The organism is Burkholderia sp. SR8 (assembly GCF_052851275.1).
Genome location: NZ_JAULUC010000015.1, coordinates 104027 through 124502 on the forward strand (window position 1 = coordinate 104027; position 20476 = coordinate 124502).

The window sequence follows — 20476 nt, forward strand, 5'->3', positions numbered from 1 at the left end:
TGCGGACACTGACGTCCGGAGTGTCAGGAACTCTAACCCGGTTTTTCTTCTCGTGCCGGCTCCCTACGATGGGCGTTCCTTCACTGTTCGAGGTCACGCCATGTCATCCCTGCCTGTCACCGCCCGTCGCGCCGAACCGGACGCCGCGCTGCGCGATCGGCTCGACGCCGTGCTCGATCGCGGGCTGGCCGACGCGCGCGTGGTCGGCGCGGTCGTGCTGGTCGCCCGCGACGGCGAACTGCGCTATGCGCGCGCGGCCGGACTGGCCGATCGCGAGGCCGGTACGCCGATGCGCGAGGACACGCTGTTCCGGCTCGCGTCGGTGTCCAAGCCGATCGTGACGGCCGCCGCGATGCGACTGGTCGCGGCAGCGAAGATCGGGCTCGACGAGCCGGTCGCGCGCTGGCTGCCGGCATTCACGCCGACGCTCGCGGACGGCACGCGTGCCGACGTCACGCTGCGTCATCTGCTGTCGCACACGGCCGGCCTCGGTTATCGCTTCCTCGAAGCCGACGCCGACGGACCGTATGCGCGCGCGGGCGTGTCCGACGGAATGGACCGCGCGGGACCGTCGCTCGCGGAGAACGTCCGGCGCATCGCCGGCGTGCCGCTGCGGTTCGCGCCCGGCACGTCGTGGGACTACTCGCTTGCGACCGACGTGGTGGGCGCGCTGATCGAGGCGGTCGACGGCCGGCCGCTCGTCGACGCCGTGGCGGCGCTCGTGACGACACCGCTCGGGATGACCGACACGGCATTCTTCACGCACGACGCGGCGCGCATGGCGACGCCTTACGTCAGTACGCAGGACGTGCCGCGCCGGATGGCCGACGACGATCTCGTCCCGGTGTACGACGGCACAGTCGGCATCCGCTTTGCGCCGGCACGCGCGTTCGACGCGGCTGCGTGGCCGTCGGGCGGCGCCGGGATGATCGGTACCGCGGGCGACTGCATGACGCTGCTCGATACGTTGCGCACCGGACGGAACGACTGGCTTGCACGCCGCTGGATCGACGAAATGTCGCGCGTGCAGCCGGGCGCCCACGACCTGCCCGACGCGCCGGGCTTCGGCTTCGGGCTCGGCTTTTCCGTGCTGCATGACCCGGCGGCCGCGCAATCGCCGGAGTCGATCGGCACGTGGCGCTGGGGCGGCGCGTACGGGCATGCGTGGTTCGTCGACCGGGCGGCGGGGCTGACGGCGGTTGCACTGACCAATACGTTGTACGAAGGGATGCACGGGCGGATCGTCACCGACGTGCGCGATGCGGTCTACGGCGTCGACAATCGGAGCGTGCGATGAGCGAGTGCGTATCCGTCTCCGATCGCGCGGCCGATCGCGCGGCCGCCCGCCGCGCACCGGCGCGCGCGCGCCTGCCCGTCGCGAACCTGCTGGCGCTCGCTACCGCGGGCTTCATCACGGTCCTCACCGAAGCGCTGCCGGCCGGCCTGCTGCCGCTGATGAGCGCCGACCTGCGCGTGACCGAGGCGCTGATCGGCCAGCTGGTCACCGTCTATGCGCTCGGCTCGATCGTCGCTGCGATTCCGCTCGTCGCGGCGACGCGTGCGGTGCGCCGGCGCCGGCTGCTGCTCGCGGCGCTGGCCGGGTTCGTCGTGTCGAATGCGCTGACGGCTGCGTCGCCGTACTACGCGCTCACGCTGGCAGCACGGTTCGTCGCCGGGATGTCGGCCGGGCTGCTGTGGGCGCTGCTGGCCGGCTATGCGAGCCGGATGGTCGATCCGTCGCTGCGCGGCCGCGCGATCGCGGTGGCGATGCTCGGCATTCCGGCGGCGATGTCGATCGGCATTCCGGCCGGCACCGCGCTCGGCGCGATGTTCGGCTGGCGCATCGCGTTCGCAGGCATCACGGTCGCGGCGTTCGTGCTGATCGGCTGGATCCGGCTGCGCATGCCGGACTATCCCGGCCAGCCGGCCGGTGCGCGCGAGCCGGTGCTCGGCGTGATCGCGCTGCCCGGCGTGCGCACGGTGCTGGTCGTGATGTTCGCGTACGTGCTCGCGCACAACATGCTGTACACGTACGTCGCGCCGTTCCTCGCGGGCGCGCGGATGGGTGCGCAGGTCGACGCGGTGCTGTTCGTGTTCGGCGTCGCGTCGCTGGCCGGCATCGCGCTGACGGGCGCATGGATCGGCGCCGCGCAGCGCCGGCTCACGCTCGCGAGCATCGCGCTGTTCGGCGTCGCGGCGGTGATGCTCGGCGCCGGTTCCGGGACCGCGACCGTCTATGCGGGTGTCGCGCTGTGGGGGCTCGCGTTCGGCGGCGCGCCGACGCTGTTCCAGACGGCCACCGCGAACGCGGCCGGCGACGCGGCCGATGTCGCGCAGTCGATGCTCGTGACGGTGTGGAATCTCGCGATCGCCGGCGGTGGCCTCGCGGGCGGCATGCTGCTCGGGGCGAGCGGCGCTGCATCGATTCCGTGGGTGCTCGTCGCGCTGCTGGCTGCGGCGTGGCTTGGCGCATGGCGCGCGCGCCGGCATGCGTTTCCGGCATCACGTGCGGCCGCGTGACGGGCCGCCCGTATCACGCCGCCTTCGCCTCCAGCGCCGCCCGTGCACAGGTCTCGTCGGTGACGAGCCCCGACACCCAGCCGCCGCGCAGCGCGGCGATCACCGCGTCGCGCTTCTTCGGGCCCCCGGCGAACGCGATGGTCGGGCGCTTCGGCGGCGTCTCGAGCGCGACGCTCGTCACGCGCGCGCTCGTCGACACGTCGACCAGCTTGCCCTGCGCATCGATCGGCACGCCGAGCAGTTCGGCCACCGCACCGAGCGCGGTCATCTCGTCGCGCTCCTGCTCGGTGATGAAGCCGTCCTCGTAGAGCGGGCAGTGCGGGCCGATGTTGCCGATCCCGACGAATGCGACGTCGGCCTGCGCCGACAATGCATCGACGATCCGGTACAGCCGGTGATTGCACCACTGCGCGCGCTCGGCGTCGCTGTCGGCGAACAGCGGCGCGGGCAGCAGAAAGTGCTTGCTGCCGGTCTTTTCGGAAATGTACTGCGCGACGTCGTAGCGGTTCGACGATCCGTCGGCCGCGATCGCGCCGACCATCGACACGAGCCGGTGCTGCGGCCGCTCGATCTGAGCGATCTGCGCGACCGCCGCCTTCAGCGTGCGGCCGCTGCTGACCGCGATCACCATCGGCCGCGTTTCGTTCAGATAGCGCTCCATCACCTGTGCGCCGGCGACCGCGAGCTTGCGGTCGATCGCTTCGGGCGCGTCGGCATCGACGGGCACGACTTCGCACATCGTGAGCCCGTAGCGCTTCGACAACTGCGCGCCGAGCTCGAGGCAGTCCGCGAGCTGATGATCGACGCGCACGCGGATCAGGTTCTTCTCGACCGCGAACGCGACCAGGCGCTGCGCGACGGGGCGCGACACCTGCAGCTTCTCGGCGATTTCGTTCTGCGTGTCGCCGGCGACGTAGTAGAGCCACGCGGCGCGCGTGGCGAGATCGAGTTTTTCTGAGGACTTGGACACGATAGCGGTTCGGTTTGGATCTGGGGGCCGCCCCGCGGGCCGGCCGTCAGGCGGCGCAACGGCATCCACTGTAACGCATGCCGCACGCGCGGCCGACGGCCTCGGCGCGTTGCCGCGGCGGCGCCTACGCGAGCCGCGCGCGCGACGGTTCGTAAAGCGGGCGCACGTGACGGTACAGCGAGCGGAACGCGTCGAGGCGCTCGCGCAGCTGCGCATGACGCGCAGCGTCGGGCGCGTATTCGGCGCGCACCGGCGGCTTGGTCAGCACCGTGTGAGGATCGCCGCCGACGGCGAGCCAGCCCAGGCGCGCGGCGCCGAGGGCCGCACCGGTTTCGCCGCCGCCGTGCTGGCGCGTGCGCACGTTCAGCGCATCGGCGATCAGCTGTGCCCAGAACGCGCTGCGCGCGCCGCCGCCGATCAACGACAGACGATCGGTTTCGACGCCCGCCGCGTGCAGCGCGTCGAGGCCGTCGGCGAGGCCGAGCGTCACGCCTTCGAGCACCGCGTAGCCGAGATGCGCGCGCTCGGTCGCATGCGTCATCCCGAAGAACACGCCCTGCGCATACGGATCGTTGTGCGGCGTGCGCTCGCCGGACAGGTAGGGGAGGAACAGCGGCGCCGTCGCGAGTGCGTCCGCGTCGAGCGCTTCGATCTCGGCGAGCAGCGCCGGCTCGTCGGTGCCCGTCAGCTTGCAGACCCAGCGCAGGCAACTCGCGGCGGACAGCACGACGCTCATCAGCTGCCAGCGATCGGGAATCGCATGACAGAACGCGTGCACGGCCGACGCGGGATTCGGCATGAAGCGGTCGCCGACCACGCTCAGCACGCCCGACGTGCCGAGCGACACGAAGCCGTCGCCCGCGTGGATCGCGCCGATGCCGAGCGCGCTGGTCGCGTTGTCGCCGCCGCCGCCGGCGACCACCACCGCTTCGGACAAGCCGAGGTCGCGCGCGACGTCCGCGCGCAGCGTGCCGGACGGCGCATTGCCTTCGACGATGCGCGGCATCTGGTCGCGCGTCATGTCGCAGGCGGCGAGCAGCGCGTCGGACCAGTCGCGGCGCGCGACGTCGAGCCACAGCGTGCCGGCCGCGTCGGACGGGTCGGACACCTTCGCGCCGGTGAGCCGGAACCGCAGATAGTCCTTCGGCATCAGCACGCACGCGGTCGCGGCGAACACGTCGGGTTCGTGCTTCGCGACCCACAGCAGCTTCGGCGCGGTGAAGCCCGGCATCGCGAGGTTGCCGGCCAGCGCGTGCAGATCGGGGGCGCGTTCGGTGAGCAGCGCGCATTCGTCGGCGCTGCGCATGTCGTTCCACAGGATCGCGGGACGCAGCACGCGGTCGTCGCGGCCGAGCAGCACCGCGCCGTGCATCTGGCCGGACAGGCCGATCCCGCGCACTTGCGCGAAAGCGTGCGGATGCCGCTCGCGCAGCGCCGCGAGCGCGCCGAGCGTGCCTTGCCACCAGTCGTCCGGATGCTGTTCCGCCCAGCGCGGGTGCGGCCGCGACACGCTGAACGGCGTGCCCGCGGTGCCGACCACGGTGCCGTCCGGGGCCAGCAGCAGCACCTTTACTTCCGAGGTGCCGAGGTCGATGCCGAGATACATGAGCGATCCGTTCCGTCAGTGAGGAGCCGCTACTTTAGCCGCACGCACGCGTGCCTGCCAACGCAGGTTCGCCCGGATGCGCGGCCGCGTGCGGGCTGCCGGTTGCCGGACGCGGCACCGCGCATCAGCGCTGTGCGAGCCATGCGTCGACGCGAGCGAGCCCGGCACGCAGCGCTTCGTACAGCGCCGCGTTGCCTGCGAGCGAGCCCCACAGCGCGCGGCTCGCGCACAGCGCGACGGCGGGGTCGTCGGCTTCGACGATCGCACGCGCGGCGCCTTCGTCCATCACGCCGTCCTGGTACGCATACGGCAGCAGGCCGCGCGCCCAGCGTTCGAGAAAGCGCAGGAACAGCGCCGGGAGTACGGCGGTCGCGACAGGCGTCGCGCCGCGCGCGAACGATTCGACGAGCGTCGGCGCGATGAAGCCGGGAATCTTCGAGAAGCCGTCGGCCGCGACGCGCTGGTTCGTATCGAGCACGTACGGATTGCCGAAGCGTTCGAGCACGACGTCGCGGTAGCGCGCGAGATCGAGCGGGCTCGGCGTGAGGCACGGCATCACGTCCTGCGTCACGTAGTCGTGCGCGAAGCGGCGGATCGCCGCGTCGTGCGTGCCGTCGTGGATATACGTGTAGCCCGCGAGCGTGCCGGCCCATGCGATGCAGCTGTGCGTCGCGTTGAGGATGCGGATCTTCGCCTCCTCGTACGGATGCACGTCGCCGACCAGTTCCGCGCCGGCCAGCTCCCAGCGCGGCCGGCCGGCCGCGAAGCGGTCCTCGATCACCCACTGGATGAACGATTCGCCCATCACCGGGCAGGCATCGTCGACGCCGGTGGCCGCGCGCACGCGCTCGCGCACGTCGGCGGTCGGCCGCGGCGTGATGCGGTCGACCATTGCGCTCGGCGTCGCGACGTGCGCATCGAACCACGCGAGCAGGCCGCCTTCGCCGCGCCGTTCGAGGAATTCGCGCATGCCCGCGCGAAACCGCGCGCCGTTGTTGCGCAGGTTGTCGCAGCTCTGCAGCGTGAGCGGCCCCGCGCCGCGCTTCACGCGTTCGGCGAGCAGTGCGGCGAGCGCGCCGTACAGCGTCGTGCGCGCGCCCTGCAGATCGGCTGCAAGATCGGCGTTCGCGACGTCGAGCCGGTTGTGTTCGTCGAGGTAGTAGCCGCCTTCGGTGACGGTGAACGACACGATCCGGCAGGCCGGATCGGCGCCCGCATCGATCAGCGCGGCGAGGTCGACCGACCACGGCAGCACGCGCGAGATCGCGCGGATCGTCTCGTACGCGCGCTCGCCCTGCGGCGTGACGGTTTCGAGCGTGTACGCGCCGTGCTGTGCGGCGAGCGCGTCCATCGTCGCGCGCATGTCGTCGCGGATGTTGCCGACGGTCAGCGACCAGCGTTCATCGGCCGGCACGGCCGCGTTCACGCGATGCAGGTACCACGCCTGATGCGCGCGGTGGAACGAGCCTGCGCCGATGTGCAGCAGCACGGGCGTGCGGGCGGAGGGCGATTCGGTCATCCGGTGTCTCCTTTCGCGATGGGGGCGCGGGCGGCCTTGCCGCAGCATCCGCGATCGTCGCTGTCGAATACGATCATTTGCTCTTCATGTGAGCGAATGATCGTATTCGGGAGAACGAAAGTCAAGGCGTGGGCGCGGCATTTCGATGGTGCGTTGCGGCGGCGGGCGCCGGTGGCGCGCTGGGCAGGCAATGACCGGTACGGACGGAGGGACGGCACGGACGGCGGGGGCGGCGCGGAAGGCGGAAAGGGAGAAGCGGTACGTGCAGGGACAGCAGCCACAGCAGGAACGGGCGGGGGCAAGCAAGCCCGAGCAGGCCCGAGCAGGCCCGAGCAGCCCCGAGCAGCCCCGGGCAGCCCCGAGCAAGCCCGAGCAAGCCCGACCACGGCCCACCATCACCCGCCGTCGCGTGTCAGCGCGACGAGTTCGTCGAGCAGCTTCCCGGCCGGCCCCGGCAGAATCCCGTGGCGGCGCCGGAACGCGGTGAGCGTGCGCACCGCGACGACCTCGCGCACCGGCAGCGTGTCGATCGTGCCCGCGCGCTGTTCGGCGCCATACATCGGTTCGGCCATCCAGCTCAGGAAGCCCGCATGCGCGACGAGGCTCTTCAGCGTCGTGACCGAGCGCGTCTCGACCGCGATGTCGGGCAGCGCCAGCCCGTGCGCGTCGAAGGTCGCCCGCATGTGATCGAACGGCGCGGTGCCGCGCGGCGGGATCGCCCAGCGCGCGTGCAGCGTGTCGGCGAGCGTCGGCGCGCGGCCGAGCGCGCGCAGCGGATGGTGCGGCGCCGCAACGATATGGCTGCGGTCTTCCCAGCGGCACTCCGGAATCGCGACGATCTCGTCGGTGTCGGGCCCGTGCGCGGACAGCGCGAGATCGATCTCGTGCTTGTTCAGCCCTTCGGCGAGCCGGTCCCACACGCCTTCGAGAATCTCGACACGCAAGTTCGGCCAGCGGTCCAGCACGCGGCCGACCGCGACCGGCAAAACCAGGCTCGCGATGCTGCCCACCGTGCCGACCTTGATCGTGCCCTTCGCAAAGCCGCGCATCGCGTCGAGCTCCTCGCGCGCGTGCTCGGCCTCGTGCTGCAGCAGCGTCGCGTGCGGCAGCAGCGCGTCGCCGAACGCGGTCAGCTGCACGCCTTTCGAATGGCGCTCGAACAGCGGCGCGCCGACTTGCTCCTCGAGCCGCTTCAGGATCCGGCTCAGCGCCGGCTGCGTCACGTGCAGCGCTTCCGCCGCGCGGCCGAGGCTGCCGCACGCGACGATGGTCGTGAATGCCCGCAATTGCCGAAGATCGAAAGTCATGCCGAACCGTAATGGCTTTTCGCAAAAAATACAGTATCCGCGAATGACTCGCGCTTCGATACTGTGGAAACCGCCAAGCCACCGAGGAGACGCCCGAGCATGTCCGGCACCCCGTCCCGTTCCGCCACATCTTCCGCACCCGCCGCGCCGGTGACCGTGCGCGACGCCGTCATCGACCTGTTTCGCCAGTTCGGGATCGACCGCGTGTTCGGCAATCCCGGCTCGACCGAACTGCCGATGTTTCGCGACTTCCCCGCCGATTTTCAGTACGTGCTCGGCCTGCAGGAAGCCATCGTGGTCGGCATGGCCGACGGTCATGCGCAGGCCACCGGCAATGCGGCGGTCGTCAATCTGCATTCGGCGGCCGGCGTCGGCAACGCGATGGGCAACCTGTTCACCGCGTTCAAGAACCGCACGCCGCTGATCGTCACCGCGGGCCAGCAGGCGCGCGCGATCCTGCCGTTCGACCCGTTCCTGGGCTCGACGCAGGCCGCCGAGCTGCCGAAGCCGTACGTGAAATGGAGCATCGAGCCCGCGCGTGCGCAGGACGTGCCGGCCGCGATCGCGCGTGCGTACCGGATCGCGATGCAGGAGCCGCGCGGGCCGGTGTTCGTGTCGATCCCGGTCGACGACTGGGACCAGCCGGCCGAGCTGCTGCCGCGCCGCGACGTGAGCAGCGTCGTGCGGCCCGATCCCGACGCGCTCGCGCGGCTCGGCGACGCGCTCGATGCCGCGCGCCGTCCGGCGCTCGTGGTCGGCGCGGCCGTCGATCGTGCCGGCGCATGGGACGACGTCGTGCGGCTCGCCGAGCGGCACCGTGCGCGCGTGTACGTCGCGCCGATGTCCGGCCGCTGCAGCTTCCCCGAAGACCACCCGCTGTTCGCCGGCTTCCTGCCGGCGATCCGCGAGAAGATCGTCGCGCGGCTCGACGGGCACGATCTCGTGTTCGCGCTCGGCGCGCCCGCGTTCACCTATCACATCGAGGGCTTCGGTCCGCACGTGCCGCCGGGCGCGACGCTCGTGCAGCTCGTCGACGATCCGGGCATCGCCGCATGGACGCCGTGCGGCGATGCGGTGATCGGCAACCTGCGGCTCGCGGCGCGCGACCTGCTCGCGCGGCCGGCGCCGCCCGAGCGGCCGATGCCCGCGCCGCGTCCGGCACGACCGCGCGCTGAAGCGCCAGGCGCCGGCGAGCGGATGTCGGTTGCGTTCGCGCTGCAGACGCTCGCCGACGTGCGCGACGCGCACGACATCGTCGTCGAGGAAGCGCCGAGCGCGCGGCCGGTGATGCAGGACTACCTGCCGTCCACGCGCAGCGGCACGTTCTACACGATGGACAGCGGCGGGCTTGGTTACGGGATGCCGGCCGCGGTCGGCGTCGCGCTCGCGCAGCCGGGGCGGCGCGTGATCGCGCTGATCGGCGACGGCTCGAGCCTGTATTCCATTCAGGCGCTGTGGAGCGCCGCGCAGCTGAAGCTGCCGATCACGTTCGTGATCCTGAACAATCGCCGCTACGCGGCGCTGCAGGATTTCGCACCGGTGTTCGGCTTCGGTCCCGGCGATCCGGTGCAGGGCACCGAGCTGCCCGACCTGGATTTCGTCGCGCTCGCGCAGGGGATGGGGTGCCGCGGCGTACGCGTCGCCGACGCCGCGCGGCTGCGCGCGACGTTGACCGATGTGCTGACCGACGCGCTGCGGGCCGCTACGCCCGTCGTCGTCGACGTCGAGGTTGCCTGACGCGCATCGCGCGTCTTCCGGAGAATCCATGCAAACCGTATCGATGCTGATCGGCGGCGAACGCCGCCATTCGTCCAGCGGCGCGACCTTCGTGCGCCGCAACCCGCTCGACGGCGAAGTCGCGTCGGCCGCACCCGCGTGCACGGTCGACGATGCGCGCGCGGCGGCCGACGCGGCCGCGCGCGCATTTCCCGAATGGGCGGCGCTCGGCCCCGGCGCGCGCCGCGCGCTGCTGCTGAAAGCGGCCGCCGCGCTCGAAGCGAAGCACGAGCAGTTCGTCGCCGCGATGGCGGCCGAAACCGGCGCGTCGGCATTGTGGGCCGGCTTCAACGTGCATCTGGCCGCGAGCGGGCTCGTCGAGGCCGCGTCGCTGACCACGCAGGTCGGCGGCGAGCTGATTCCGTCCGACGTGCCGGGCGCGCTCGCGATGGGCGTGCGGCAGCCGGCCGGCGTCGTGCTCGGCATCGCGCCGTGGAATGCGCCGGTGATCCTCGCGACGCGCGCGCTCGCGCTGCCGCTCGCATGCGGCAACACGGTCGTGCTGAAGGGCTCCGAACTGTGTCCGGTCACGCACGGGCTGATCGTCGAGGCGCTGCAGGAGGCCGGGTTGCCGCCGGGCGTCGTCAATTTCGTGACGAACGCGCCGGAAGACGCGGGCGCCGTGGTCGACGCGCTGATCGCGCATCCGGCCGTGCGGCGCGTGAATTTCACCGGGTCGACGCGCGTCGGGCGGATCGTCGCCGAAGCGTGCGCGCGGCATCTGAAGCCGTCGGTGCTCGAGCTCGGCGGCAAGGCGCCGTTCGTCGTGCTCGACGATGCGGATCTCGACGCGGCGGTCGCGGCCGCCGCATTCGGCGCGTTTGCGAATTCCGGGCAGATCTGCATGTCGACCGAGCGGATCGTCGTCGACGCGTCGATCGCCGACGCATTCGTCGCGAAGCTCGCCGCCAAGGCATCGTCGCTGCCGCTCGGCGACCCGCGCGAGGGGCCCGTCGTGCTCGGCTCGCTGATCGACATGAAGGCCGTCGAGCGCTGCAATGCGCTGATCGACGATGCGCTCGCGCACGGCGCGACGCTCCGGTGCGGCGGCAAGTCGGACAGCACGCTGTTCCCGGCGACGCTGCTCGACCACGTGACGCCCGCGATGCGCATCTACGCGGAGGAATCGTTCGGGCCGGTGAAGCCGATCGTGCGCGTCGACGGCGAAGCGGCCGCGATCCGGTGCGCGAACGACAACGCGTTCGGGCTGGCGTCGGCCGTGTTCAGCCGCGATGTCGCGCGCGCGATGCGGGTGGCCGCGCGGATCGAATCGGGCATCTGCCACGTGAACGGCCCGACCGTGCACGACGAAGCGCAGATGCCGTTCGGCGGCGTGAAGGACAGCGGCTTCGGCCATTTCGGCGGCAAGGCCGGCATCGCCGCGTTCACGGACCTGCGCTGGATCACCGTGCAGACCGCGCCGCGTCATTACCCGTTCTGAGGAGGCGCCGACGATGAGGATCGCGATTCTCGGCGCAGGTGCGATGGGTTCGCTGTTCGGTGCGCTGCTGGCCGAGCACGGCGAAGCCGTCACGCTGATCGACGTGAACGACGCGCATCTCGATGCGATTCGCCGCGACGGCCTGCGCATCGACGACGATCGCGGCGAACGCCGCGTCCGCGCGTTGCAGGCCGTCCGGCCGGGAGCGGCGAATGCGGCGGCGAGCGCCGCGTCCGATACACCATTCGACCTGCTGATCGTGTTCACGAAATCGCTGCACACGCGCGCCGCGCTCGATGGCGTGCGCGCGTTGCTGACGCCGCGCACCTGCGTGCTGACGTTGCAGAACGGGCTCGGCAACGTCGAGACGCTGAACGCGTTCGTGCCGCTCGAAAGCATCCTGGTCGGCGTCACGACGTGGCCGGCCGATTTCGCGGCGCCGGGGCACGTGCGTTCGCACGGTGCGGGCACGATCCGCATGATGACGGCCGACGGAGCGGCGCGCCCGTTCGCGGCGGCCGTGGCCGACGTGCTGTCGCGTGCCGGCCTCGCGTGTTCGCTCGATGCGGACGTGTGGGCGGCGATCTGGGAAAAGGTCGCGTTCAACGCGGCGCTCAATACGGTGTGCGCGGCGACGGGCTGCACGGTCGATCAGCTCGCCGGTGTGCCCGACGGGCCGCGGCTCGCACTCGCGATCGCGGCGGAGACGGCCGCCGTCGCGCGCGCGAAAGGGATCGCCGTGGATGGCGAACGCATCGCGCGCAACGTCGAGCATGCGATTCATGCGCACCACGGCCATCGGCCGTCGATGCTGCAGGACGTGCTCGCCGGACGCCGCACGGAGATCGACGCGATCAACGGCCAGGTCGTCGCGGCCGCACGCGAGACGGGCGTCGCGGTGCCGCATGCGGACACGCTGCTTGCGCTGATCAGGCTGATCGACGCGCGGCGCGACTGAGCATCGGGCCGGCGGCCGGCTTGCGCCGCATGACGAGAAGCGCGCCGCGCATTGACGACGGCGGCCGATCGAGACGGATGGGACAGCACACGGAGCCGACGCACATGCGTTGACGCCGCCGGTGCAGCACGAGATCCGGGCACGCGCGTGCGCGCCAGCCCGGGCAACTGGAGACGCCATGAAAGTCAGCAAATGCCGTTGTGTTGCCGTGCGCCGTTCGCGCACGTTGCCGCCGATGCGTTCGATGCGTTCGATGCCTTCGATGCCTTCGATGTCGCCGATGCCGCCGATACACGCCGCACGGGAGGCCGCATGAGCACGCGCGACACATTGCAGCCGCCGTCGGTCGACATCGGCGCGACGCTCGACGACGGACCGTTCACGACGATGCAGCGCTGCGTGGTGCTGCTTGCCGCGCTCGCGATCGTGCTCGACGGCTTCGACGGGCAGCTCATCGGCTTTGCGATTCCGGTGCTGATCCGCGAATGGGGAATCACGCGCGGCGCGTTCGCGCCGGCGGTGGCCGCCGGGCTGATCGGGATGGGGATCGGCAGCGCCTGCGCGGGGCTCGTCGCGGACCGTTTCGGTCGCCGCCACGCGGTGATCGGCAGCGTGTTCCTGTTCGGCGTCGCGACCTGCGCGATCGGTTTCGCGCCGGACGTCGCGACGATCGCGCTGCTGCGCTTCTGCGCGGGGCTGGGAATCGGCGGCGCGCTGCCGACCGCCACCACGATGACGGCCGAATACACGCCCGCACGGCGCCGCACGATGATGGTGACGGCGACGATCGTCTGCGTGCCGCTCGGCGGGATGCTGGCCGGCCTGTTCGCACACGAGGTGCTGCCGCACTACGGCTGGCGCGGGCTGTTCTTCGCGGGCGGCGCGCTGCCGCTCGTGCTCGGTTTCGTGCTCGTGCGCGCGCTGCCCGAATCGCCGCGCTATCTCGCGCGCCGCCCCGCGCGCTGGCCGGAACTCGGCGTGCTGCTCGCGCGCATGCAGCGGCCCGTCGCACCGGGCACCGCGTTCACCGATCTGCGCGACGCACGCGCGCCCGGCGCCCGCGGCGGGTTCGGCGCGCTGTTCGCCGGCGGCCAGGCGCGCGACACGATCGCATTGTGGTGCGCGTTCTTCATGTGTCTGCTCGCCGTGTACGCGGCGTTCAGCTGGCTGCCGACGATGCTGGCCGCGAGCGGGCTGAGCGTGTCGGTCGCGGGTTCGGGACTGACCGCGTACAACCTCGGCGGCGTGATCGGCGCGCTGCTGTGCGCATGGGCGATCGCGCATGCGGGCTCGCGCTGGCCGCTCGCGCTGTGCAGCATCGGCGGCGCGGCGAGCGCGGTGTGGCTGATGGGCGTCGATGCGGGACGCCACACAGGCTGGCTGATCGTCGGGCTCGGTCTGCACGGGTTGTTCGTCAACGCGGTGCAGTCGACGATGTATGCGCTCTGCGCGTACATCTATCCGACCGCGGTGCGCGCGACCGGCACCGCGAGCGCGCTCGCGTTCGGCCGGCTCGGCGCGATCCTCAGCGCGTTCGCGGGCGCGCTGGTGATCACGGCGGGCGGTGCGTCGGCGTACCTGACGCTGCTGGCCGCCGCGATGAGCGTGGTGTGCGTCGCGCTGCTCATGGTGCGGCGGCACATTCCGCGGCTGACGCGCGCCAGCGCGCCGCGGGAAGGGGAGGTGGCCCGCACGTCGTCGTGACGGGCGGGCGCGCCACGTGCGCGGACGTTACAGCGTGGTGCGCACGTGCCACAGCTCGGGGAACAGCACGACGTCGAGCATCTTGCGCAGATACGGCGCGCCGCTCGTGCCGCCCGTGCCCTGCTTGAAGCCGATGATGCGCTCGACGGTCGTCACGTGACGGAAGCGCCACTGCCGGAATGCATCCTCGAGATCGACGAGTTCCTCTGCCATCTCGTACAGCTCCCAGTGCTGCTGCGGGTGACGATAGACCTCGAGCCACGCGGCCTCGACGGTTTCGTCGTGACGCATCGGCTGCGTCCAGTCGCGCTCGAGCCGCTCGGGCGCGATCGGGAAACCGCGCCGCGCGAGCAGGCGCACGACCTCGTCGTAGAACGACGGCGCCTCGAGCGTCGCACGCACCTGTTCGAGAATGTCGGGCCGATGCGCATGCGGCTGCAGCATCTGCGCGTTCTTGTTGCCGAGCAGGAATTCGAGCTGCCGGTACTGGTACGACTGGAAGCCCGACGACTGGCCGAGATACGGCCGCATCGCGGAATACTCGGACGGCGTCATCGTCGACAGCACGTTCCACGCCTGCACGAGTTGCTCGAGAATGCGCGACACGCGTGCGAGCATCTTGAACGCGGGCGGCAGCGCGTCGCCGCGCACCGCATCGAGCGCGCCGCGCAGCTCGAACAGCGCGAGCTTCATCCACAGCTCGCTCGTCTGATGCTGGATGATGAACAGCATCTCGTTGTGATCGGGCGACAGCGGATGCTGCGCGTTCAGGATCGAATTCAGCGACAGGTAGTCGCCGTAGCTCATCGACTTCGAGAAATCGAGCTGCGCGTTGTGCCAGCCGGCATCGCCCGCGGCATCGCTGCCCGGCACGTGCGGCGCTTCGTGTGCGGGCTGGGCCGCGCGGGCGCCCGAGAACGGGCAGCCGGCCGGCGCGTCGGCGCCGGGTGGCTGCATATGACCAGAATTCACGACTTTCTCCAGATTTGAATGACGGGGCGCGGCGCGCAAGCCGCACGCCACTGCGGCGCGCGCCGGGCGGTGCCGATCAGGTCACCGCGCCGCGCTCGGCGAACTCGGGGGCCTTCCACGCATCGGTCGCGAGGATGTCGCGCAGCGTCTCGACGGCATCCCACACGTCGACGAAGCGCGTATAGAGCGGCGTGAAGCCGAAGCGCAGCACGTACGGCTCGCGGTAGTCGCCGATCACGCCGCGCGCGATCAGCGCCTGCATCACCTCGTAGCCGTGCGGATGCTCGAAGCTCGCCTGCGAGCCGCGCTGGTGATGCGCGCGCGGCGTGACGAGCTTCAGCGACAGGCCCGCGCAGCGTTCCTCGACGAGCGCGATGAACGCATCGGTCAGCGCGAGCGACTTGCGGCGGATCGTCTGCATGTCGGTCTGCAGGAACACGTCGAGCCCGCATTCGACCATCGACATCGACACGATCGGCTGCGTGCCGCACAGGAAGCGCGCGATGCCCGGATCGGGCGCGAAGCTCGGCTGCATCGCGAACGGCGCGCGGTGGCCCCACCAGCCCGACAGCGGCTGCGAGAAGTGCGCGAGATGGCGCTGCGGCACCCACACGAACGCCGGCGAGCCGGGGCCGCCGTTCAGGTACTTGTACGTGCAGCCGACCGCGCCGTCCGCATGCGCGCCGTTCAGGTCGACCGGCACCGCGCCGGCCGAGTGCGCGAGATCCCACAGCATCAGCGCGCCCGCGTCGTGCACGAGCTGCGTGACGGCCGGCATGTCGTGCATGTAGCCGGTGCGGTAGTTCACGTGCGTGATCATCGCGACGGCCGTGTCCGCGCCGAGCGCGCCGGGCAGGTCGGCCGGGTCGTCGATCAGGCGCAGCTCGTAGTTGCCGCCGAGCTGCTCGATCAGCCCTTGCGCGATGTACAGGTCGGTCGGGAAGTTCGAGCGCTCCGACACGATCACGCGGCGCTCGGGCGCGCGCTCGGCCTGGCGGCGCAGCATTGCCGACAGCAGCTTGAACAGGTTGATCGAGATGGTGTCGGTGACGACCGTCTCGCCGGGCGCGCCGCCGATCAGCGTCGCGAGCTTGTCGCCGAGGCGGCGCGGCAGCGCGAACCAGCCGGCCGTGTTCCAGCTGCGGATCAGGCCTTCGCCCCATTCGGCGCCGATCACCTGTTGCGCGCGGGCGGCCGACGCGCGCGGTTGCGCGCCGAGCGAGTTGCCGTCCAGATAGATCACGCCGTCGGGCAGCGCGAACTGGCCGCGCAGCGCGGCGAGCGGGTCGTCGCGGTCGAGGGCGAGCGCGTCTTCACGGGTCTTGATCATGATGTGAGTTCGTAGGTCGGGGTAATCAGGAAGCATGGGAAGCACGCCCGGGCAGCGCGCGCAGCACCGCGCGCACGGGGCTCGCGTCGAGCGTCGCGAATTTCAGCGGCAGCGCGATCAGCTCGTAGTCGCCGGCCGGTACGTCGTCGAGCACGATCCCTTCGAGGATCGCCATCCGGTGCGCGCGCACGCGGCGATGCGCGTCCATCGTCTTCGATTCCTGCGGGTCGAGCGACGGCGTATCGATGCCGATCAGCTTCACGCCATGCGCGGCGAGCAGGTCGACGGTTTCGGGCGCGACCGCGCAGAAGCCGCTGTCCCATCGTTCGACCGCGGCGCGCGCATAGGTACGCAGCAGCACGCGCGGCGGCACGCCGGCGAGCGCGGCTTGCACATCGGCCGCGCGCACGACCGGCGACGCGCCGATGCAGTGGATCACGCGGCACGGGCCGAGATACGTGTCGAGCGGCACCGCGCCGATCGGCGCGCCGTCGGCGTCGTAGTGCAGCGGCGCGTCGCAGTGCGCGCCCGTGTGCGGCGACAGCGTCACGCGCGCGACGTTGACCGGCGAGCCGGCCTCCATCCGCCACACGCGTTCGACGGAAACCGGCGTATCGCCCGGCCACACGGGGGTGGCGGGGCTGACGGGCGGCGAGATGTCCCAGAGTGTGTCCATGGCATGACGAATCGGTGAATCGATCCTTCGAATGATAGGTGGACGCTCGCAGAAAGTGCTTGCGAAATAAACATGGACAATCCGCCCGATTGGCAGATAATTCGAATCAGAGGGAAAACGGGGACCAAAAATGCACGCGATCACGCTCGATGCCACCGACTGCCGGATTCTGGCGGTACTGCAGGAGGAGGGCAGAATCAGCAATCTCGACCTGGCCGAACGCATCTCGCTTTCGCCGTCCGCCTGTTTGCGCCGGATGCGCCTGCTCGAGGAGCAGGGCGTGATCGAGCACTATCGCGCGTGCCTGAGCCGCGAGAAGCTTGGCTTCGAGCTCGAGGCGTTCGTGCAGGTGTCGATGCGCAACGAGGAGAATCAATGGCACGAGCGCTTCGCGGAAGCGCTGCGCGAATGGCCGGAGGTGGTCGGCGCATTCGTCGTGACGGGCGAGAGCCACTACCTGCTGCGCGTGCTCGCGCACAACCTCAAGCACTATTCGGATTTCGTGCTGAACCGGCTCTACAAGGCGCCGGGCGTGATGGACATCCGTTCGAACATCGTGCTGCAGACGCTGAAGGATGAAGCGGGCGCGCCGGTCGGGCTGGCGCGCACCGGGGCGATCAAAGCGGTGTGAGGCCGTGGAAGCCGCCGCCGTGGAACACGAGCGGCGGTGCGCCGTCCGCCGCGGCCCGCACGCCGCAGCGCTCCACTTCGCCGACGAAGATCACGTGGTCGCCTTCGTCGTAGCGGCTGCGGTTGTGGCATTCGAACCACGCGAGCGCACCGTCGAGCACCGGCATGCCCGAGTTGCCGGCCGCGTGCGCGATTCCTTCGAAACGATCGCCCTTGTAGGTCGAGAAGCGCTTGCACAGGTCGAGCTGCGACGCCGCGAGCACGTTCACCACGTAATGGCTGTTGCCGCGGAACACCGGCGTCGACGCCGATTTGTGCGCGAGGCTCCACAGCACGAGCGGCGGATCGAGCGACACCGAGTTGAACGAGCTCGCGGTGATGCCAATCAGTTGCCCGGACGGCGCACGCGTCGTGATGACCGTGACGCCGGTCGCGAACTGGCCGAGCGCCTGGCGAAAGGCGGCCGAATCGAAATCCGGCGGATTGGCTTGGTTCATCGGGCAGCCATCCGGAACGAAACGGACGGGCGCGGCGCGCGGCGGATGCAACGGGCGCGGCGGACGAAAGGCGGCAAGGCCGGGGCGGTCGGTTGGGAAGTGGTGCGCATGGCCCGATTTTAGCGGAATCGCGATCGCCGGGCCCGTGCGGACGGCCGATTGCGGGCCGAGCGTGAGGTAGCGAACACTGTCGTGCGGCGCGCGCAACCGTGCGGAGTCTGTCGTTCTGTCGCGTTTTGTTGCGTGCGAGTCGTGAGCTGCCGTCAGCGACCGCCACCATCACCGCCCACCGCCCACCGCCCACCTCGGGTCGCGCGCTGCCCCTACCGCGCCGCCGCGAGCCCGAGCGCCAGCGCACCCGTCAGGATCAGGCTCGACGCCCACACCGCGTCGAGGTTGAACCAGCTGCGCGCGACGAACTTCAGCCCGAGATAGCGGTACACGAGCCACGCGAGCGCGCCGCCCGCGGCGATCATCGCGGCCGCGTGCACGGCCGCGACGCCGAGCGCCATCCCGAGATGCGCATCGACGAGCGTCGCCGCCGCGCGATGGCCGGCGTCGCGGTCGAGCCCGCACAGCCCGAGATAGATCGGCACCAGCATCAGCCCTGCGCCATGCGCGAGCGCGACCGCGAACGACCACAACCCGAGCCGCGCGGGCGGAATCCGCGCGAGCGCACGCGGGTGGCGCCGCCGGATCAGCAGCACGGCGCCGAAGCCGATCACGAGCGCGCTCGCGCCGATCCGGATCGCCGTCTGCCACGCGAGCAGCGCGGCGAGCAGCCCGAACGGCAGCATCACCATGAAGACCGCGAGCGCATGGCCGAGTGCCAGATAGCCGAGCGCCGCGACGAGTGCGCGGCCGCGGCGCGTCATCAGCGCGTTCGATACCGCGAGCGGCCAGCCCATCGCCGGGTTGAGCCCGTGATAGACGCCGCTCGCGAGCACCGCCGCCCACAGCGCGAGCGGCGCGGGAAGGCCGGCGCTCAACGCTTGACCGACGGATAGCAGAACGAGTCCGTCGAGCAGTCGCCGCCTTCGAGCCGGATCTGGTGCGCGCGATAGCCGTCGGGGAACTCGACCCAGTAGTCGTCGGCGAGCGTCAGCCCGCCGTCGGGCCCTGCATGCGCGAGCACCTGCGCGGCCGGCACGCCGTCCGGATAGAACTGGTCGTCCCACGTCGAGTACAGCGAGTTGGTCCAGTACACGCGGCGGCCGTCGCGGCTGATCTCGACCATCTGCGGGCCGCCGGCGAACGCGCGGCCGTTCGTGTGCGGTGCGCGGCGCACGATCCCGCCGATGCGTACCGACCCCGCGAGCACCGGATGGTGCGGATCCGACACGTCGTACTGGCGCATCTCGCCGGTGCCCCAGCACGAGACGTACAGGAAGCGGTCGTCGAGCGACAGGTCGATGTCGGTCACGAGCGGCGGCACCGCGCCGAAACCCTGCAGCAGCGGCGGCAGCTCGTCGGCCGCGGCCGGCTCGGGCGGAATCGTCGCGGTTTTCTCCACATGGAACGTGCCGCCTTCGCGCCACCAGGTCCAGATCGACCCTTCGAGATTGGTCGTATCGACCACGACGCCGACGAACCCGTATTCGCGCACCGGATCGTGCGCGGGACGCACCTCGAGCGCCATCTGATGCTGCGCGCCGAGGTCGATCGTCTGCACGTTGCGCCGCGCGCGCAGGTCCCAGAAATGCAGCCGGTGGCCGTAGCGGTTCGCGAGCAGATCTTCCGGCACGATGCCGTGCTCGAACTGCGGCGGCAGCGCCCATTCGCTCGACACCATGTAGTCGCGCGGCAGGTTCCACCAGAAGTCGTAATGCTTGTCCTGCGGGCCGCGCTCGATCTCCCAGCGGCCGAGCACGTCGAACGTCTCGCAGTCCATGATGAAGATGCCGGGCGCGCCGTCGGTGCCATCCTCCCCGGCGCCGCCGAGCGTGCTCACGTAGATGCCCTCGGGGCCGCAGTGGACCGTGTGCGGCCGGGAATAGCCGGTCTTCGCGAACACTTCGGCGGGCTCGACGATCTTGTGGATGCGCGCCTGCGTCGGGTGCGGCTTCGTGTCGATCACGTAGATGCGCGACGACCGCAGGCCCGGGATGATCAGGAAGCGGCGCTCGAGAAACGCGTGGCCGGTCAGCGGCGACAGCGCCGACGAACACGCATTCCAGCCGAAGTGGTGAAACTCGTCGCCGGTGTTCGGCATCGTCACCGTGTGCACGATTTTTCCGTAGGTCGACGAGCCGGGTTTCACGTCGATCACCGCGAGCGCGTCGGGTCTGGAAAAATCGGGGCTCAGCAACAACGTATACGCGAACTCCTCCGCCGGCGCCTGCATCGCAAGTGCCGGCGAAGCGTGAAAGGTCGGGTCAGGCCGCATGCTCATCGTGGTGCCTCTCTCGGTTGGATCGGATCGAGGGCGCACGCCGTTCGCTGCTGGCGTGCGGGTCGGCGGGGTGCGCGGCGGCCACGCGTGTGCGGCTCGCTCGCGCTCGTGCATCAGGTCGGAAAAGCGGGAAAGCGAGGTGGAGTCGATCGCCGCACCGGCGATGCGGCAGGCGTGC

General features: G+C 70.8%; 18 protein-coding genes. 8 read left to right on the plus strand and 10 right to left on the minus strand.

The annotated features are described in order from the left end of the window. Positions 1-100: 100 nt before the first annotated feature. Both Q3A80_RS19970 and Q3A80_RS19975 read left to right on the plus strand, forming a co-directional pair. Complete coding sequence (locus Q3A80_RS19970; RefSeq protein ID WP_446330621.1) at positions 101-1297, plus strand: serine hydrolase domain-containing protein; 1197 nt, start codon at positions 101-103, stop codon at positions 1295-1297. Continuing rightward, the gene (locus Q3A80_RS19975) at positions 1294-2520 is read left to right on the plus strand and encodes an MFS transporter (RefSeq protein WP_446330622.1); all 1227 of its coding nucleotides are present in this window, start codon (positions 1294-1296) and stop codon (positions 2518-2520) included. Before Q3A80_RS19970 ends, Q3A80_RS19975 begins: the two co-directional genes overlap by 4 nt. A 13-nt stretch (positions 2521-2533) precedes the next feature. On the opposite strand, the gene Q3A80_RS19980 is transcribed toward Q3A80_RS19975, so the two are convergent. The 4 genes from Q3A80_RS19980 to Q3A80_RS19995 all read right to left on the minus strand — a co-directional run bounded on the left by Q3A80_RS19980 (position 2534) and on the right by Q3A80_RS19995 (position 7922). Then, positions 2534-3490, minus strand: coding sequence for a sugar-binding transcriptional regulator (locus tag Q3A80_RS19980; RefSeq protein ID WP_446330623.1), 957 nt, complete (start codon positions 3488-3490; stop codon positions 2534-2536). A gap of 124 nt (positions 3491-3614) precedes the next feature. Continuing rightward, the gene (gene xylB / locus Q3A80_RS19985) at positions 3615-5096 is read right to left on the minus strand and encodes a xylulokinase (RefSeq protein ID WP_446330624.1); all 1482 of its coding nucleotides are present in this window, start codon (positions 5094-5096) and stop codon (positions 3615-3617) included. A gap of 124 nt (positions 5097-5220) precedes the next feature. Next, complete coding sequence (gene dalD / locus Q3A80_RS19990; protein ID WP_446330625.1) at positions 5221-6615, minus strand: D-arabinitol 4-dehydrogenase; 1395 nt, start codon at positions 6613-6615, stop codon at positions 5221-5223. Positions 6616-7010: 395 nt separating this feature from the next. After that, on the minus strand, positions 7011-7922 hold the full coding sequence (locus Q3A80_RS19995; RefSeq protein WP_446330626.1) for a LysR family transcriptional regulator: 912 nt from the start codon (positions 7920-7922) through the stop codon (positions 7011-7013). A 99-nt stretch (positions 7923-8021) separates the two neighbouring features. Here Q3A80_RS19995 and mdlC point away from each other — a divergent pair, with 99 nt between their 5' ends. The 5 genes from mdlC (at position 8022) to Q3A80_RS20020 (ending at position 13801) form a co-directional block, all read left to right on the plus strand. Continuing rightward, a complete protein-coding gene (mdlC, locus tag Q3A80_RS20000) occupies positions 8022-9659 on the plus strand; it encodes a benzoylformate decarboxylase (protein ID WP_446330627.1) in 1638 nt (545 codons plus the stop codon). A 28-nt stretch (positions 9660-9687) separates the two neighbouring features. Then, positions 9688-11139, plus strand: coding sequence for an aldehyde dehydrogenase (locus Q3A80_RS20005; protein ID WP_446330628.1), 1452 nt, complete (start codon positions 9688-9690; stop codon positions 11137-11139). Positions 11140-11152: 13 nt separating this feature from the next. Next, positions 11153-12097, plus strand: a complete 945-nt coding sequence (locus Q3A80_RS20010; RefSeq protein ID WP_446330629.1) for a ketopantoate reductase family protein — start codon at positions 11153-11155, stop codon at positions 12095-12097. A gap of 178 nt (positions 12098-12275) precedes the next feature. After that, a complete protein-coding gene (locus Q3A80_RS20015) occupies positions 12276-12413 on the plus strand; it encodes a hypothetical protein (RefSeq protein WP_446330630.1) in 138 nt (45 codons plus the stop codon). Further along, positions 12410-13801 (plus strand): MFS transporter, encoded by a 1392-nt coding sequence (locus Q3A80_RS20020; RefSeq protein WP_446330631.1) that lies wholly within the window; start codon positions 12410-12412, stop codon positions 13799-13801. Before Q3A80_RS20015 ends, Q3A80_RS20020 begins: the two co-directional genes overlap by 4 nt. Before the next feature lie 27 nt (positions 13802-13828). Here Q3A80_RS20020 and kynA read toward each other — a convergent pair whose 3' ends face one another. The 3 genes from kynA to kynB all read right to left on the minus strand — a co-directional run bounded on the left by kynA (position 13829) and on the right by kynB (position 16779). Beyond that, complete coding sequence (gene kynA / locus Q3A80_RS20025; RefSeq protein WP_446330669.1) at positions 13829-14758, minus strand: tryptophan 2,3-dioxygenase; 930 nt, start codon at positions 14756-14758, stop codon at positions 13829-13831. 91 nt (positions 14759-14849) lie between these two features. After that, the gene (kynU, locus tag Q3A80_RS20030; RefSeq protein ID WP_446330632.1) at positions 14850-16103 is read right to left on the minus strand and encodes a kynureninase; all 1254 of its coding nucleotides are present in this window, start codon (positions 16101-16103) and stop codon (positions 14850-14852) included. Positions 16104-16128: 25 nt separating this feature from the next. After that, entirely contained in the window at positions 16129-16779 is a 651-nt protein-coding gene (gene kynB / locus Q3A80_RS20035; RefSeq protein WP_446330633.1) for an arylformamidase, read from the minus strand. A gap of 130 nt (positions 16780-16909) precedes the next feature. On the opposite strand from kynB, the gene Q3A80_RS20040 reads away from it, so the two are divergent. After that, positions 16910-17410, plus strand: a complete 501-nt coding sequence (locus tag Q3A80_RS20040) for an Lrp/AsnC family transcriptional regulator (RefSeq protein WP_006477992.1) — start codon at positions 16910-16912, stop codon at positions 17408-17410. On the opposite strand, the gene Q3A80_RS20045 is transcribed toward Q3A80_RS20040, so the two are convergent. The 3 genes from Q3A80_RS20045 to Q3A80_RS20055 form a co-directional block, all read right to left on the minus strand. Continuing rightward, positions 17397-17906 (minus strand): flavin reductase family protein, encoded by a 510-nt coding sequence (locus tag Q3A80_RS20045; protein ID WP_446330634.1) that lies wholly within the window; start codon positions 17904-17906, stop codon positions 17397-17399. The genes Q3A80_RS20040 and Q3A80_RS20045 overlap by 14 nt on opposite strands. 323 nt (positions 17907-18229) lie before the next feature. Beyond that, entirely contained in the window at positions 18230-18895 is a 666-nt protein-coding gene (locus Q3A80_RS20050; protein ID WP_446330635.1) for a hypothetical protein, read from the minus strand. Beyond that, complete coding sequence (locus Q3A80_RS20055) at positions 18892-20298, minus strand: selenium-binding protein SBP56-related protein (protein ID WP_446330636.1); 1407 nt, start codon at positions 20296-20298, stop codon at positions 18892-18894. The genes Q3A80_RS20050 and Q3A80_RS20055 overlap by 4 nt, the downstream gene beginning before the upstream one ends. Between the last annotated feature and the right edge of the window lie 178 nt (positions 20299-20476).